The organism is Sphingobium sp. BS19 (assembly GCF_027925545.1).
GTDB lineage: Bacteria > Pseudomonadota > Alphaproteobacteria > Sphingomonadales > Sphingomonadaceae > Sphingobium.
Genome location: NZ_BSEF01000008.1, coordinates 277,905 through 291,727, shown reverse-complemented (window position 1 = coordinate 291,727; position 13,823 = coordinate 277,905). Strand labels below are relative to the sequence as shown.

The following is a 13,823-nucleotide window of genomic DNA, read 5'->3' as shown; positions in this document are numbered from 1 at the left end:
GGCTTCGAGAAACGTCCGGTCCTCGCCACTCAATACGACCAAATCTGCCTGTCTACCCGCCACCATCAACGCTCCCACCTGTCTGACAAGAGCATATACAATGATGCTTACTTCAGTTCCAGATGACTAGCTACTCCGCGCATGCGATGCATCGCGAGGCAGCTGGCAGCGCCTCCAGCCGAGCGGAGGCTATGGGTTCACCGCAGACTCCGCAAAGCCCATAGGTTCCGGCCTGTAGGCGCGCGAGCGCTGCCTTGATCTGCGCAGCCTCTCCCAGAGCGGCCCGCTCAATCGCCGTGAGCGTTTCGTGGCCTTCCATCGCGACCGCCTGCTCCTCAAAGTCATCGTCTAGAAGTTCGCGCCGCTCCGCTTCGAGACGCTCGACCTCTATGTCGAGTGCGCCCAGCCGCGAGGCAAGGCGATCACGGATGCTGACAACGTCCATCGTCAGGCGACCTGATGCTCGGCAATCATCTCGGCTATCTCATCCAGCAGATGCAGTCGCTGCTTTTTAAGACCCTCGAGACGGTCGTCAGAACAAGCTTGGTTCCCGCTTTCGATCTGTCCGATCGCCTGAACAAGCTCATGGTGTTGACGTGCAAGGGAGCGGTAATGTTCGCTTTTGAGCTTGAGGCTGTGCAGCACTGCAATTTGCGCGGGAAACAACGCGTGGAGATCGTTACCAAGTTCACTCATGTACAATCCAATCCATCCATTCCTAAGCGTGATGATATGAAGTTTTGCGCCGAGCGCCCCCTATTGCCGGGTCCGTCTCTCGGTGTCGGTACGTGATGTTCCGGATGTCGGCCACGAAGGCTGCCCGTTAACATGAAATGCAGCTCACCCATGGCCAGCTGGAGGTGAGGACGCAGCTAAGCAATCCCCGCCCAATCTTCAGTCGGGCGGTATCTGATGGTTTGCCTGCGCCGCATGGTGTCGAAGCTGGCCGAGACAGATGAATCGTCTTGGTCTGGAACCCAATTAACAACGCCAGCGGGGCATACCCTGCGCAACTCTATTGTGATTCTCGCGTAGGGGTCTGCGCGCAGCCTCTACGTAACACTCCCAAAATCTTATCCCGCGCGACGCACATAAGTTCCCGTTAGATGCGAACAGGAGGAAAACCATGAGCGCGCACAAAACACCCAAGCATAGCATAATCGTTTGCCATCCCTCCCGGGACAGCTTTACCTGCACCGTGGCGAACCGTTATGCGCTCGCGGTACAGCGCGCCCGCCATGAAGTCGTTTTGCGCGACCTCTACGCCATAGGTTTCGATCCGGTCCTCAAGGACGCCGAACGGCCGTCCACTAATGGTTCAGTGCTCGCGGACGATGTGGAAAAAGAGCTCTCTCTTCTTGCCGGTTCGGACATCTTCGTTCTGATTTATCCGATCTGGTTCGGCCTGCCGCCTGCAATGCTCAAGGGCTATGTCGATCGCGTGTTCGGCGCTGGCTTCTCGCATCGCGCGGTGCGCGAGCAGATGATGCATCCGCTGATGACCGGGAAAGCTCTACTCAGCTTCACCTCGTCGGGATCGAGCCGCGCCTGGCTTGAGGAGCAGGGCGCTTACGAGTCGCTACGCACCGTCTTCGATACCTATATACGCCATGCATTTTCACTCGCGAGTGCACGCCACGTACATTTCCCGAACATCGTCGAGAACAGCAAGAAGAGCTATATCGACGAATGTCTGTTCGACGTTGAGGAAGAAGCCCGCGAGGCAGCGGCGGCTTTGCTCCTACCTTCACTCGACCGGAAATGAGGTGCGATCACACGCACATGGGATTGCGGAATGCTGTGGACGCAGCGAAAGCCCCAGAGCGGCGGCACCGTTTGCCCGCAAGCTGGCGACAGTCCCGACCGTATCGAGGCAAGTCCAGGGGTCGGAAAGCGGGACGGGGGCGTCGGTCTGTGACCGGGCCACGGTAAGATCCGCATCGGATGCTTCGGGCGGCCGCGCTTCGACGCGCGCGAACCGCTCGCGATCATCGAGCCGCAGCCAAAGCCCATGAAAAGCGACGCCCGCTTGCCGCGCGACCTCTGCAATTCGATCACGTTCGTCATCCCGTCTGAACGTAGCGTCTGCGATCACGCTCTGCCCGGCAGCGAGTGCCTGCGTGGCTAGTCGCTCTATTTCGCGATAGACGGTTTGCGCGGTGCCTGCCGTGTAACTGCGGGGCGGTAGCCGCACCTCCGGCGCCACGCCAGCGATCCGCTTGCGTAGGACATCGCTGCGCAAGATGCGGGCCCCTGGCGCGCGCCCGATATGGCAGCCCAGTGCGCGGGCCAGCGTAGACTTGCCCGTTCCCGACAGGCCTCCGATCGCGACGAGACGCGGATCGGGGGCCGCCATCACACACTCGGCAAAATCAAGGTAGCGCAGCGCGCGCTTGGCCGCATCGCCAGCATCGCCCTCTTCCCTTGCCTGCGCCGCCTCGACATGCGCGCGCACGCACGCGCGCACGGCCAGGAACAAGGGCATGAGCCCGACAGCGGCCTCATCGAAGGCCGAAAGGTCAAGGTAGCGATTGTAAATGAGGTTTGCGGCACCCGCATACCCCTGTTCCCAAAGATCCATCAACAGGAAGGCGAGATCGTAGAGAACATCGCATGTTGCCAGCTCATCATCGAATTCGAGGCAATCGAACGGCACCAGTCGGCCATCGATCACAGCGATGTTGGCAAGATGCAGATCGCCATGACAATGGCGGACCTTACCCTCGCGACGACGTACGTTGAGGAGTTGGGAATGGTCGTCGAGGGACGCATAGAGCGTCCGGTTGACACCGGCGACACGGTCGGGTGGCAGCAGCTGCGAAAAGCGCGCCATCGCCCCGGCATTGCCGTCGATGACCGTGCGCAACCGCGTCGATCCGCATGGCACGTCGGCAATGGCTGCCCTGCGGTGGAAATCCACCAGCGCATCGGCGAGATCGCCCAGAGCCCCGTCATCGACGGCATCTCTTGCCAATGCATGCGAAAGGAGGGCATCGTCAGGGAACCGGCGCATTTCCAATACCCAGTCCCTGGCCGGCCCCTCGCCGCCAAGCGTGAGGCCGCCTTGCCCGTCATCCTGGATTGGATGGACAGCAACGTATAGATCGGGCGCTGTCCTGCGATTTAGCCGAAGCTCGGCGTCCAGTGCGGCCTTGCGTTTCTCAGGCGTCGAGAAGTCGAGATAGCCAAGGTTGACCGGACGCTTGATTTTCCAGGCGCGGTCGCCGTGGAGAAAGATGCTTGCCGCATGGGTATCGATACGCTCGACTGGCCCCAGAGCGGCGAACGCCGCCCCGCAGGCCAGCCAAGTCGAGACATCGGCCCCATGGCGTTGCTCAACAGGGGCCGATGCCGCAGGCATCAATGTTCGATCATGATCTTGTGTGACCGGGCGGCTGCCTTTTCGTCCTTGGCCAAAATGACCTGCAGCACACCATTTTCGAACTTTGCCCCGATCGCATTGGCATCGACGTCAGTTGGAAGCGCAATCTGGCGTGTGAACGTGCCGTAACGACGCTCGCTCATATAATAGCCACCATCCTTGCGTTCGGACTGCTCCTTCTTTTCGCCGGAGAGAATCAAGACGCCGTCGACCACTTCGAGGTGGACGTCGTCGGCAGTAAGCCCGGGCAGTTCGACGGACAGGCGATACTCCTTCTCCCCGACGGTCATTTCAAGCGCGGGAACAAGGCCGGTCGATCTGGGACCGAAGTTGAAGATGCTCGGCGCAGGACGGCCAAAATCCTCGAAAAGGCGGTCGATTTCGCTGCGGATCCATTGCATGGGCCCACCATCCGCGGGCAAGTTGCCGGCTGAGGGCGTGCGGGTCTTCACGGGGATCCTCTCATTCATGGCTAGCTCCATTCTTGGTGTGAACTCGGCAGGTCAGGCGAAGAGCCCAGGTTGATCGGCTGCGTCGAACGGCTCCGGCACGACTAGTTGGTTGTGTTCGTCGCAATGTTCGTGCGGCTTGGGGGCATGTACGAGCGCCTGAGCGGCTGTCAGCCACCACTCCGAGGCGAGGAGAAAGGGCGCCTCGAGCAATTCTTCGGCTTCGCGCCAGAGCGTTTCGGGGAGCGTGTTCTTCGGGGTTGGCTGGGTAGTCATTATCGCCTCCTGCCGAGCATGACCACATTATGGCCCACCTTTGCGCAGCAATATTGGTAGTGATACTTAAGGAGCGCGCAGGCTAGGCACAAGAACCGCTGCACCCTCGATCTGACCGGCGCGAAGCGCCTTGAGCGCGTCGTTCGCTTGGTCCAGTGGATAAAGCTGACGCTTGGTTTCAGGCCCGACCGGTCAGCGACCTCGAGAAACGATGTGCCGTCGTCGCGCGTGAGATTGGCGACCGAGACGATTCGACGTTCGCCCCACAGAGTCGCGTAGGGAAAGGCCGAAATGTCGCTCATGTGGATGCCGGCGCAGGCCACCGTCCCGCCCTTGTCGACAGCCTGGAACGCAACGAGCACGAGCGCCCCGACCGGGGCAAAGATGAGAGCCGCATCGAGAGGAACGGGCGCTGCATCGCTGGAGCCGCCCGCCCAGATGCAGCCGAACTACCGGGCAAAAGCCTGCCCGGCAAAGTCGCCGTCACGCGTGAAGGCAGAGACCTCACGGCCCTGCCAAAAGGCAACCTGCGCCAGAATATGCGCAGTGCCGCCGAAGCCGTAGAGCACGATCTTCCGTGCGTCTCCAGCATAGCGTAGCGCGCACCAGCCGATAAGACCTGCACACAGCAGGGGCGCGGCCTCCACGTCGGAGAAGCGCTCAGGCAGGACGAAGCAAAAATGGGCATGGGCGATGGCATGGGTCGCATAGCCGCCATCGAGGGTGGCACCGGTGAACTCTGCCTGATCGCGGCTCGCCTGCCGCTGTCCGTGAATCTACTGATTTTCCGTCAAGCCTCTTTGGCCGATCAGGCGATCGAGCGGCGGGGAATTCTCCTGAGCCGCGATCGACAGAGGCAGACATTCATTATGAAAGCGCTTGTCTATCAGGGACCGGGGGCCAAGGCGCTCGAAGACCATGCCAAACCCTGCGTCATCGATGCCGGCGACGCAGTCGTACGGATCACCCACACCACCATTTGCGGTACCGATCTTCACATCCTCAAGGGGGACTTGCCCAGCTGCACGCCCGGTCGAATCCTCGGCCATGAGGGCGTGGGCGTGATCGAAAGCGTGGGCGTAGGGGTCACCGCTTTCAAGCCGGGCGACCATGTTTTGATATCCTGCATCACATCCTGCGGTCGCTGCACCTATTGTCGGCGCGGAATGTATTCCCATTGTGCGACCGGCGGATGGCTCCTGGGCAATATGATCGACGGGACGCAGGCGGAATATGTCCGAATTCCCCATGCGGACACCAGCTTGTACCCGATTCCGCCCGGTGCCGACGAGGAAGCGCTGGTTATGCTCAGCGACATCCTCCCCACGGGCTTTGAATGCGGCGTGCTTAACGGCAAGGTGTCGCCCGGCGGCACCGTGGCCATCGTCGGCGCCGGGCCGATCGGCCTTGCCTGCCTGCTGACGGCGCAATTCTATTCGCCGGCGCAGATCATCATGGTCGATCTCGACGACAACCGGCTGGATGTCGCCAGGCGCTTCGGGGCGACCGATGTGATTAACAGCACGGCTGGCGACCCCGTCGCGGCCGTCAAGGCGCTGACGGAAGGACGCGGCGTCGATACCGCGGTGGAGGCTGTCGGCCTGCCAGCTACCTTCGAGCTTTGCCAGGACCTTGTGGCGCCCGGGGGGATCATCGCCAATGTCGGTGTGCACGGGGTCAAGGCCGATCTGCATCTCGAGCGCTTATGGTCGCAGAACATAGCAATCACGACGCGTCTGGTGGACACGGTATCGACCCCGATGCTCCTCAAGACCGTGACCGCGAAAAAGATCGATCCAACCCAATTGATCACGCACCGCTTCTCGCTGGCCGACACCCTTGCGGCTTATGACACCTTCGGCCGCGCCGCGGAAACACATGCGCTCAAGGTGCTCATCACCCCATGACGGCGCGCATGGAAGAGATTGCCCGCGAGATCGTTCGCCTGCAGACGGAACTGGACAGGGAGATAGAGCGCAAGCGCAAGGCGCTAGGCTGGTCATTAAAGGAGCACCTTGTCCATTTTGAGCAGGGTATCGTGGCCGAACAGCGCCGCTTGCGGACGGGTGTCGCGACTTTTCTTGCACGCTCGTCCTTCACAACCATCCTCACCGCGCCCGTCATCTATTCGATGATCGTTCCGTTGGTGCTTCTCGATCTTTGGGTGAGCGCCTATAAGGCGATCTGCTTTCGGGCTTATGGAATCGTCCCGGTGCGCAGGGCGGATTATCTGGCGTTCGATCGTGGCCGGCTTGCCTATCTGAACCGGATCGAAGCGCTGAATTGCCTCTATTGCGGTTATGGCAACGGGGTCATCGCCTATGCCCGCGAGATTTCCAGCCGGACCGAGCAATATTGGTGCCCAATCAAACATGCCATCCGCATCTCCGATCCCCATCAGCGCTATTATGAGTTTCTCGAATTTGGCGATGCGCAGGGCTATAGGACACGGCTCGATGCGTTCCGCGCCGAACTGCGTCGCGCGCCTGACGATGAAGCGCCCATTGTCGGACCTCCGATTGCCGGCTGACCATCGATCTCGATCTCAAGCCATCTGGGGCGCCCTTCACGCGAACCGGCGTGCGAATGCAAGCATCCTGTCTTGTGCGCCTCTCCGGATCATTGCGTAACGACTGGCATCGGGGCGGCCATATGCGAAGCGCTTCAGGCAATGGGCTCCCGAGTGGCGGCCACATATGCCGGAAATGCCGAACGCACCGCAGCCTTTACCACGCGAACCGGAATCAAAACCTATTCCTTCTCGGTCGCCGACCACGACGCCTGCGCCGCGGGCGTAGCTGCTGTCACCCGGGATCTCGGCCCGATCGACATATTGGTCAACAATGCCGGAATTGGCGCGATGTTCGCCAGTCGCAACCGTGCACAAGCGTAGGCCGACGACGTTCGTATCGTCGTACAGCAGTTGACCCGGGGTTGGTTTGTCGATCAGTCCCAGCATATAGAGCAATGAGGCGAGCCATCTGGCTATATCTCCCGGGCGCCGGATGTACCTATCGAGCAAGGAGATGCGGAAAGGGCTGCGCTTCCTTGACGATGCCCGCAGAACCGCTCTGGACGGCCAACGCTTTTCACCCTGTATCCGTCCCCCGCCCCTAGGATCACAGGTCCTCGGACAAAGGGTGGTTGGCCACCAAGCCTCGCCAGCGATCGACTTAGATTCGCAGCGACTATTCGAAACACTCGCTCAAGCTTGGTAAGGTAAGTCGGGAGTTCAATCCTCCCCGGCCGCACCAGCATCTGCCCCCCAGTGCACTACAGGTTCGGATATGCTTTTGCGGGTTATCCACTTGGCGATCAGCGCTGGCTTGGCGCCATGTTCGATTTCCACTACAACATCCCAATACGCCTGCCACTGTCCGGGGGCCTTTTCTTCGAGCAGGTTTAGCGCGAACCGCCCCCGTACGCGGTCGCCCGAAGGAACCGGTGACAGAAAACGGATTTTGTCGAAGCCATAGTTGAGGCTCATGCCTTCGCCTTCGACAGGCGGGACGGCATCGTAGAACATTGCCGAAAGTAGCGACAGGCTGAGGAAGCCGTGCGAGATCGTGCCGCCGAAAGGCGTAGCGACCGCTTGCTGCGGATCGACATGGATGAACTGACGATCCTCGGTCACATCGGCAAAGGCGTCAATCCGCGTTTGATCCACGATGAACCAACGCGACAAGTGAGACGCCTCCCCAGCCATTGCCTTGAAAGCGTCCAGCGACATGGGTGACTGGGTCATATGAGATGCCCCTCAGTAATGGACCATGGCGCAACCGCGTCGATCGCCTGGGCGAGAGCTACGTCGCGATGTGAGAGGCCGTTGGCGTCATGTGTGGTCAGCACGATCTCTACCCGATTATAGACATTCGACCACTCAGGATGATGATCAGCCTTTTCAGCGATCAGGGCGACGGTGGCCATGAAACCGAAGGCTTCCGGGAAATTGGCGAACAGCAATGTGCGCGTTAGAGCGTCGCGGTCGGGTGTTGCTGTCCAAAGCGGCAACGCGGTAGCCAAGCCTTGCCGTTCCTCTGCCGTGAGTGCGCTGACCATAAATTCTCCTCCATAGCCTGCTTGCGCTATGCATTGTGCCGGGCTGACGACCATTGCCGTTGCAGTAGATCAGCGGTCGCGTCGCGGCATATCTCAACGGTCAGGCGGCCAGCAGGGCGCGTACCATCCGCCGGATGCAGGATTGCGGGGCGCCATCCTGCGCCAGACCGAACGCGCAGCAAAGGCATTGCACGGCCGGGGCAATTGGCACTCGCAATGACGATGCTCCCGCGCACCCGGGGTTATGCAGGCAACGCCGCGCTGACCGCGATCTCCAGCGCATAGGCGGGGTTGGCGAGGACAGTCTGGATCGTCGTGCGCGTAGGCGCGCAGCCCGGCACGATCCAGCGGTCCCAGACCGCGTTGACGTCGCCCAGAGAGGCGATATCGGCAAGATACAGGTTGGCAGTGAGCAGGCGCGACCGGTCGGTGCCCGCCTCGGCCAGCAGCGCGTCGATCCGTTCGAGTATCTCGCGCACCTGATCGCACACGGGACTGCTGCGATGGTCGATCGCGACCTGACCGGACAAGTTTACGACGCCGCCATGGACGACCGCACCGCTCGTGCGCGGATTGCTCTGCAAGCGGATGATCTCAGGCATGCGCGCCACCGTTTGCCATGCGGCGATATTCGATTCGGGCGATAGCGCGGTTATGCACCTCGTCCGGCCCATCTGCGAGGCGCAGCGAACGCGCGAGCGCGTAGGCCGCGGCAAGCGGGAAATCCTGGCACACGCCACCGCCGCCGTGTGCCTGAATTGCATCATCGATGATCTTGAGCGCCAACCGGGGACCAGCGACCTTGATCATCGCGATCTCGGCCTGCGCCACTTTGTTGCCGACCTTGTCCATCATGTCGGCGGCCTTCAGGCAGAGCAGCCGGGTCATCTCGATATCGGTGCGCGCCTCGGCGACGCGCTGTTCCCAGATCGATTGGTCGGCGATCCGCTTACCGAACGCCTCGCGCGCGAGCAACCGCGCCACCATCGCGTCGAGAGCCATTTCGGCAAGGCCTATCGCGCGCATACAATGGTGGATGCGCCCTGGGCCGAGCCGACCTTGCGCGACTTCGAACCCCCGCCCCTCGCCCAGCACGATATTGGCCGCGGGGACGCGTGTATTGTCGAACGTCACTTCACAATGGCCATGCGGCGCGTCGTCATAGCCCATCACCGTCAGCGCCCGGCCGATCGTGACGCCCGGCGTGTCGACAGGGACGAAAATCTGGCTGTGTCGCGCATGGCGCGGGGCGTCAGGATCGCTGACACCAAGTACGATCAGCAATTGGCAGCGTGGGTCTCCCACGCCCGAAATCCACCATTTCCTGCCGTTGATCACATAATCGTCGCGCTGCCGCTCAATCCGGGTCGCGATGTTGGTTGCGTCAGAACTGGCGACCGCGGGTTCGGTCATCGCAAAGGCGGAGCGGATCGTACCGTCCATCAGCGGGCGCAGCCAGCGCGCCTTTTGTTCGGGCGTACCGTAACGGTGCAGTACCTCCATATTGCCGGTATCGGGCGCCGAACAGTTGAATATCTCCGACGCCCAGGGAATGCGGCCCATTTCCTCGGCGCAAGGCGCGTAGTCGAGATTGCTCAAGCCAGCGCCATGATAGTCGTCGCTGTCATGCGTCGACGGGGGCAGGAACAGATTCCATAGCCCTTCCGCTTTTGCTTTCTCCTTCAGCTCCTCGATCACAGGCAGCACGCGCCAACGGGTCGGCCCCTCGTCAATCTCAGCACGGTAGCGCGCCTGCGCGGGGGCGACATGCTCGGTCATGAAGGCGCGGACGCGGCCGGACCAATGGGTCTGTGTGTCCGAAAAGGAGAAATCCATGGGCCGATCAGCTCCTTGTCTGTGCGAGGGCGAGCGCGGCAATGCGCTCCATTTGCTCAACTGCCTGAGCCGCCTGCGGCGAGGAGGCCGTGCCGCGGATAAGCCGCCCCTTGATGCCGTGGATGATCGCCGCCAGCCGGAACAGGCTGAACGCGACATAGAAATTGAGGCCATCGATCCCGTCGCGACCGGTGCGACGGCAATAGGCAGCGATATAATCGCCCTCGCTCGGAATATTGCAGGCCCGCAGATCAAGCCCGGCAAGGCCGGTCGAATATCCCGGCGGCATACGATAGACCATCAGATGATAGCCGAAATCGGCGAGGGGATGGCCGAGTGTCGACAATTCCCAGTCGAGCACCGCGATCACACGTGGCTCAGTGGGATGGAACAGCATATTGTCACAGCGGAAGTCGCCATGGACGATGCTCGCTTCCTCGCCGGGCGGGATATTGGCGGGCAGCCATTCTATCAGTGCATCCATCGCAGGGAGGCGGCCCGCGTCGGCGTCGTCCCGATATTGCCCGGACCAACGGCCGATCTGCCGCTCGAAATAATTGCCCGGACGGCCATAGTCGTCCAGCCCGATGGCGGCAGGGTCTAAATTATGCAGACGCGCGATCGTGTCGTTCATCGCGTCGAAATAAGCGGGCCGGTCGGCGTCAGGCACTTCGGGAAAAGCGGTGTCCCAGAAATTGCGGCCTTCGACCAGTTCCATGACGTAGAAGGCGGTACCGATGATGCTGTCATCCATGCACAGGCCAAAGGTCGCGGGGACGGGAAAGCCCGCGCCGTGCAGCGCCGAGATCACCCGATACTCGCGATCGACTGCATGCGCGCCCTTCAGCAGCACACCGGGAGGCTTGCGGCGCAGCACATAATTGCGCCCCGGCGTGCCGAGCCGATAGGTGGGATTGGACTGTCCGCCCGAAAATTGTTGCACGTCGAGCGGCCCGGCAAAGCCCGGTACGGTGTCCGCCATCCAGTTGGCCAGCGCCGCCTCGTCGAAGCGATGCGCTGCGCGGACCGGAGCAAGCGCAGCGTCAACCATGCGCGGCGACCCTGTCCTTATCGAAGGCGCGCGACATCTCGAAGTGCGGCTGTTCGAGCCCGGTGGCTGGGACAATTTCGCCGGTGCGGTCCCTGATGCGGTCAAGGCCAGCGAGCACTTGCTCCGCCGCATAATCGCCGCCGCCGACATAGAGCCCCTGCGTCAGCGTGATATGGGCACATTCGAAACTGCCCGCACCCGCGCACATGATCATACCGTTGGGCGCATCGTCGCATACGAGTGCCAGCATCGCCGGTGCGACGAAGGCGGGATCGAGCGCGGCCAGATCTGCCTCGCTCATAACCTCCGCGGTCATGCGCGTCGCTGCCGACGGCGCGAGGCAATTGACATGGACGCCATATTTCGCCCCCTCCTGCGACAGCGTCTTCATGAAGCCGACCAATGCCAGCTTGGCTGCGCCATAGTTGGACTGGCCAAAATTGCCGTAAAGACCCGATGAGGACGTCGTCATCAGGATGCGGCCATGGCCCTGCGCACGCATCGGTTCCCATGCCGCCTTGGTGCAATTGACCGATCCCATCAGATGCACGTCGATCACCGTGCGGAAGTCGGCAAGGTCCATTTTGGCGAAGCTGCGGTCACGCAGGATGCCGGCATTGTTGATCAGTATGTCGACCCGGCCCCACTGGTCGATTGCCTGGGTGACCATCGCCATCGCCTGTTCTGCGTCGGTAACACTGGCGCCGTTGGACAACGCTTCCCCACCTGCCGCGCGTATATCCTCCACGACCGCTTCGGCCATTGCGCTGCTGCCACCGCTGCCGTCGCGCGCTGCACCAAGGTCATTGACCAGCACCTTCGCACCGCGCTTCGCCAGAAGCAGCGCGTGGGCGCGGCCGAGACCACCGCCCGCGCCGGTCACGATCGCCACACGGCCCGTCAAGTCTATTGTCATGCTGTCTGCTCCGATGGTCAGATGAAGGAGGAAGGAAGGGTAGCGAGAAGATCGCTGCCGGATTCGACTGGCCGCAACCAAGCGTCGATCCGGGGCAATTCGCGCTCCATGAAATAGCGGCTGGCCCATAGCTTGCCGCCGCGAAAGGGATCGTCCGGGGTGCCGGTGCATAGCAGTGCTCGATCCAGCCAGAGCCAGCCCGACACGCCGTGGCCGAAGGCGCGTAATACTGACGTCGCGTGGACTGCGGCCGCTTCTGGGCCGTAGGCCGCGAGAACGTCATAGGCGTCGCTAAGACGGTCCCACCAGGCGGCGAGCATGACGGCCTGTTCAGGCAAGGAGCTTTGCGCCCGACAGCAAGTATCGGCGACGCGGGCGCGCAGCAGCGCCAGCGCTGCGCCATGGTCGCGCAGCAATTTGCGACCCACAAAATCGAGGCTCTGTATGCCGGTCGTGCCCTCGTGGATCGGATTGAGCCGATTGTCGCGCCACAGCTGCTCAACGTCGAAGTCGCGGGTATAGCCGTATCCGCCATGGACCTGAATCGCGATGTCATTCGCCGCCAGCCCCCATTCCGACGCCCAGGTCTTGGCGATCGGCGTGAGCAGGCCCAGTAGCGCTTCAGCATCCTCGTCCCCGCGCGCCGCCTCGTCGCTCAGCCGCGCGCAATACAGCACCAGTGCGAGCGCGCCTTCGGCATAGCATTTGGCGGCAAGCAGCATATCCTTGACGTCAGGATGTTCCATGATCGGCGCGGCGGGGTCGGTTGCGCCGGGCGGGCGGCCCTGCACGCGCTCCTGCGCATAGCGCACCGCAAGCCGGTATCCGCGGTAGCCGAGCGCCGCCGCGCCGAGACCGACGCCGATCCGCGCTTCGTTCATCATCCGGAACATCTGCGGAAGGCCCTGCCCCGGCTCGCCAACCATCCAGCCGATCGCGCCTGCCGCGCCGCCGGGCCGGTGGACGCCCTCGCCCAAATTCATCAAGCAGTTGGTGGTACCGCGATAGCCCATCTTGTGATTGAGGCCAGCGATGACGATGTCGTTACGGTCGCCATTGGGCAGGGCGCGCGGGACGATAAACAGCGATATCCCCTTCGTGCCGGGCACCGGCCGCCCCTGCGCGTCGGGCACCTTGGCGAGGACGAGATGGACGATATTGTCGGCGAGGTCGTGATCACCGCCCGATATCCACATTTTGTGACCAGTCAGGCGATAGCGCGCACCAAGTTCCTCACTACCATCAGGGACCGCCCGGGTAGCAATGTCGGCAAGGTTGGATCCGGCCTGCGGTTCGGACAGACACATGGTGCCGAACCAGCGGCCGGCGATCTGCGGCAGTGCGAAAGTTTCGATCTGCGCCGCGCTACCGAATGTTGCGATCAGCCGCGCGTTGGCGGTGGTCAGCATCGGATAAGCGGCCGTAGCGACATTGGCCGCGAGGAATTGCGCGAAGGAGGCGTTTGCGAGCAATCTTGGCAGTCCCATGCCTCCGAAATCGGGGGAAAAGCTCGCTGAGAAGAGGCCAAGTTCGGCATAGCGCCGCAAGGCCGCGCCGATGGCGGGCAGCGCATGCGCGCCGTCGGCGTCCATATAGGGTTCCTGCCTGTCGGACTCCTTGTAATGAGAAAGGAAGGCTTCCGCTGCGAGCCGTTCCGACAGGTCGAGTATCTCCTCCGCCATGACGCGGTCGATCCCTTCGCACGTCCCTTCGAACATATCGTCAAGCCTGAGCCAGTCCCACAGCAGGAAATTCAGTTCGTCGCGCGATATCAGTATGTCGCTCATCATTCTCCCAACGGCCGCGCTAAACGCACTCCACGGTGTCTTCCAATCATGCGGCAATAAGAAGTGG

Annotated in this window: 18 protein-coding genes; 4 read left to right on the top strand and 14 right to left on the bottom strand. The window is 61.9% G+C overall.

All coding sequences use genetic code 11. The features are described from left to right. Nucleotides 1-130 precede the first annotated feature (130 nt). Nucleotides 131-445: a TraR/DksA C4-type zinc finger protein gene (locus QMG56_RS11645; protein WP_281822673.1), complete on the bottom strand. Its 315-nt coding sequence runs from the start codon at nucleotides 443-445 to the stop codon at nucleotides 131-133. Between the two features lie 2 nt (nucleotides 446-447). Further along, nucleotides 448-696, bottom strand: coding sequence for a YdcH family protein (locus tag QMG56_RS11640; RefSeq protein ID WP_230187728.1), 249 nt, complete (start codon nucleotides 694-696; stop codon nucleotides 448-450). A 430-nt stretch (nucleotides 697-1,126) separates the two neighbouring features. On the opposite strand from QMG56_RS11640, the gene QMG56_RS11635 reads away from it, so the two are divergent. Then, nucleotides 1,127-1,765 (top strand): NAD(P)H-dependent oxidoreductase, encoded by a 639-nt coding sequence (locus QMG56_RS11635; protein ID WP_230187727.1) that lies wholly within the window; start codon nucleotides 1,127-1,129, stop codon nucleotides 1,763-1,765. On the opposite strand, the gene QMG56_RS11630 is transcribed toward QMG56_RS11635, so the two are convergent. The 5 genes from QMG56_RS11630 to QMG56_RS23455 all read right to left on the bottom strand — a co-directional run bounded on the left by QMG56_RS11630 (nucleotide 1,748) and on the right by QMG56_RS23455 (nucleotide 4,754). Then, nucleotides 1,748-3,361 (bottom strand): bifunctional aminoglycoside phosphotransferase/ATP-binding protein, encoded by a 1,614-nt coding sequence (locus QMG56_RS11630; RefSeq protein WP_281822672.1) that lies wholly within the window; start codon nucleotides 3,359-3,361, stop codon nucleotides 1,748-1,750. The two genes, QMG56_RS11635 and QMG56_RS11630, sit on opposite strands and share 18 nt — an antisense overlap. After that, nucleotides 3,361-3,852, bottom strand: a complete 492-nt coding sequence (locus QMG56_RS11625) for an Hsp20/alpha crystallin family protein (protein ID WP_281822671.1) — start codon at nucleotides 3,850-3,852, stop codon at nucleotides 3,361-3,363. Before QMG56_RS11625 ends, QMG56_RS11630 begins: the two co-directional genes overlap by 1 nt. A gap of 33 nt (nucleotides 3,853-3,885) precedes the next feature. Then, the gene (locus tag QMG56_RS11620; RefSeq protein WP_281822670.1) at nucleotides 3,886-4,107 is read right to left on the bottom strand and encodes a hypothetical protein; all 222 of its coding nucleotides are present in this window, start codon (nucleotides 4,105-4,107) and stop codon (nucleotides 3,886-3,888) included. Further along, nucleotides 4,107-4,469, bottom strand: coding sequence for a hypothetical protein (locus QMG56_RS23460; protein WP_375713684.1), 363 nt, complete (start codon nucleotides 4,467-4,469; stop codon nucleotides 4,107-4,109). The genes QMG56_RS11620 and QMG56_RS23460 overlap by 1 nt, the downstream gene beginning before the upstream one ends. An 87-nt stretch (nucleotides 4,470-4,556) precedes the next feature. Beyond that, nucleotides 4,557-4,754: a hypothetical protein gene (locus tag QMG56_RS23455; protein ID WP_375713683.1), complete on the bottom strand. Its 198-nt coding sequence runs from the start codon at nucleotides 4,752-4,754 to the stop codon at nucleotides 4,557-4,559. Between the two features lie 33 nt (nucleotides 4,755-4,787). Between QMG56_RS23455 and QMG56_RS11610 the strand changes: the two genes are divergently transcribed. The 3 genes from QMG56_RS11610 (at nucleotide 4,788) to QMG56_RS11600 (ending at nucleotide 7,000) form a co-directional block, all read left to right on the top strand. Further along, a complete protein-coding gene (locus tag QMG56_RS11610) occupies nucleotides 4,788-6,014 on the top strand; it encodes a zinc-dependent alcohol dehydrogenase family protein (RefSeq protein ID WP_281822669.1) in 1,227 nt (408 codons plus the stop codon). Further along, nucleotides 6,011-6,637: a hypothetical protein gene (locus tag QMG56_RS11605; RefSeq protein ID WP_281822668.1), complete on the top strand. Its 627-nt coding sequence runs from the start codon at nucleotides 6,011-6,013 to the stop codon at nucleotides 6,635-6,637. The genes QMG56_RS11610 and QMG56_RS11605 overlap by 4 nt, the downstream gene beginning before the upstream one ends. Before the next feature lie 141 nt (nucleotides 6,638-6,778). Next, nucleotides 6,779-7,000 (top strand): SDR family oxidoreductase, encoded by a 222-nt coding sequence (locus QMG56_RS11600; RefSeq protein WP_230187722.1) that lies wholly within the window; start codon nucleotides 6,779-6,781, stop codon nucleotides 6,998-7,000. A gap of 339 nt (nucleotides 7,001-7,339) precedes the next feature. Here the strand turns inward: QMG56_RS11600 and QMG56_RS11595 are convergent, their stop codons facing one another. From QMG56_RS11595 to QMG56_RS11565, 7 genes are all read right to left on the bottom strand, one after another. Beyond that, on the bottom strand, nucleotides 7,340-7,852 hold the full coding sequence (locus QMG56_RS11595; protein ID WP_281822667.1) for a MaoC family dehydratase: 513 nt from the start codon (nucleotides 7,850-7,852) through the stop codon (nucleotides 7,340-7,342). Then, nucleotides 7,849-8,166 carry a 4a-hydroxytetrahydrobiopterin dehydratase gene (locus QMG56_RS11590; RefSeq protein ID WP_281822666.1) on the bottom strand — a complete coding sequence of 106 codons (318 nt, stop codon included), beginning with the start codon at nucleotides 8,164-8,166 and terminating at the stop codon, nucleotides 7,849-7,851. The genes QMG56_RS11595 and QMG56_RS11590 overlap by 4 nt, the downstream gene beginning before the upstream one ends. A gap of 242 nt (nucleotides 8,167-8,408) precedes the next feature. Further along, on the bottom strand, nucleotides 8,409-8,768 hold the full coding sequence (locus QMG56_RS11585; protein WP_281822665.1) for a RidA family protein: 360 nt from the start codon (nucleotides 8,766-8,768) through the stop codon (nucleotides 8,409-8,411). Then, nucleotides 8,761-10,002, bottom strand: a complete 1,242-nt coding sequence (locus QMG56_RS11580; RefSeq protein WP_230187719.1) for an acyl-CoA dehydrogenase family protein — start codon at nucleotides 10,000-10,002, stop codon at nucleotides 8,761-8,763. Before QMG56_RS11580 ends, QMG56_RS11585 begins: the two co-directional genes overlap by 8 nt. A 7-nt stretch (nucleotides 10,003-10,009) precedes the next feature. Then, on the bottom strand, nucleotides 10,010-11,053 hold the full coding sequence (locus tag QMG56_RS11575; protein ID WP_281822664.1) for a phosphotransferase: 1,044 nt from the start codon (nucleotides 11,051-11,053) through the stop codon (nucleotides 10,010-10,012). Then, entirely contained in the window at nucleotides 11,046-11,969 is a 924-nt protein-coding gene (locus QMG56_RS11570; RefSeq protein WP_281822663.1) for an SDR family NAD(P)-dependent oxidoreductase, read from the bottom strand. Before QMG56_RS11570 ends, QMG56_RS11575 begins: the two co-directional genes overlap by 8 nt. A gap of 17 nt (nucleotides 11,970-11,986) precedes the next feature. Beyond that, a complete protein-coding gene (locus tag QMG56_RS11565; RefSeq protein ID WP_281822662.1) occupies nucleotides 11,987-13,759 on the bottom strand; it encodes an acyl-CoA dehydrogenase in 1,773 nt (590 codons plus the stop codon). Nucleotides 13,760-13,823: the final 64 nt, after the last annotated feature.

Excerpts from the sequence above, each read along its gene's own strand:
- QMG56_RS11605 (WP_281822668.1), top strand. The coding sequence starts at position 6,011 with ATGACGGCGCGCATGGAAGAGATTGCCCGCGAGATCGTTCGCCTGCAG.
- QMG56_RS11600 (WP_230187722.1), top strand. The coding sequence starts at position 6,779 with ATGGGCTCCCGAGTGGCGGCCACATATGCCGGAAATGCCGAACGCACC.
- QMG56_RS11610 (WP_281822669.1), top strand. The coding sequence starts at position 4,788 with ATGGGCATGGGCGATGGCATGGGTCGCATAGCCGCCATCGAGGGTGGC.
- QMG56_RS11580 (WP_230187719.1), bottom strand. The coding sequence starts at position 10,002 with ATGGATTTCTCCTTTTCGGACACACAGACCCATTGGTCCGGCCGCGTC.
- QMG56_RS11620 (WP_281822670.1), bottom strand. The coding sequence starts at position 4,107 with ATGACTACCCAGCCAACCCCGAAGAACACGCTCCCCGAAACGCTCTGG.
- QMG56_RS11570 (WP_281822663.1), bottom strand. The coding sequence starts at position 11,969 with ATGACAATAGACTTGACGGGCCGTGTGGCGATCGTGACCGGCGCGGGC.
- QMG56_RS11575 (WP_281822664.1), bottom strand. The coding sequence starts at position 11,053 with ATGGTTGACGCTGCGCTTGCTCCGGTCCGCGCAGCGCATCGCTTCGAC.
- QMG56_RS11565 (WP_281822662.1), bottom strand. The coding sequence starts at position 13,759 with ATGATGAGCGACATACTGATATCGCGCGACGAACTGAATTTCCTGCTG.
- QMG56_RS11640 (WP_230187728.1), bottom strand. The coding sequence starts at position 696 with ATGAGTGAACTTGGTAACGATCTCCACGCGTTGTTTCCCGCGCAAATT.
- QMG56_RS11585 (WP_281822665.1), bottom strand. The coding sequence starts at position 8,768 with ATGCCTGAGATCATCCGCTTGCAGAGCAATCCGCGCACGAGCGGTGCG.
- QMG56_RS11645 (WP_281822673.1), bottom strand. The coding sequence starts at position 445 with ATGGACGTTGTCAGCATCCGTGATCGCCTTGCCTCGCGGCTGGGCGCA.
- QMG56_RS11595 (WP_281822667.1), bottom strand. The coding sequence starts at position 7,852 with ATGACCCAGTCACCCATGTCGCTGGACGCTTTCAAGGCAATGGCTGGG.
- QMG56_RS11635 (WP_230187727.1), top strand. The coding sequence starts at position 1,127 with ATGAGCGCGCACAAAACACCCAAGCATAGCATAATCGTTTGCCATCCC.
- QMG56_RS11630 (WP_281822672.1), bottom strand. The coding sequence starts at position 3,361 with ATGCCTGCGGCATCGGCCCCTGTTGAGCAACGCCATGGGGCCGATGTC.
- QMG56_RS11625 (WP_281822671.1), bottom strand. The coding sequence starts at position 3,852 with ATGAATGAGAGGATCCCCGTGAAGACCCGCACGCCCTCAGCCGGCAAC.
- QMG56_RS11590 (WP_281822666.1), bottom strand. The coding sequence starts at position 8,166 with ATGGTCAGCGCACTCACGGCAGAGGAACGGCAAGGCTTGGCTACCGCG.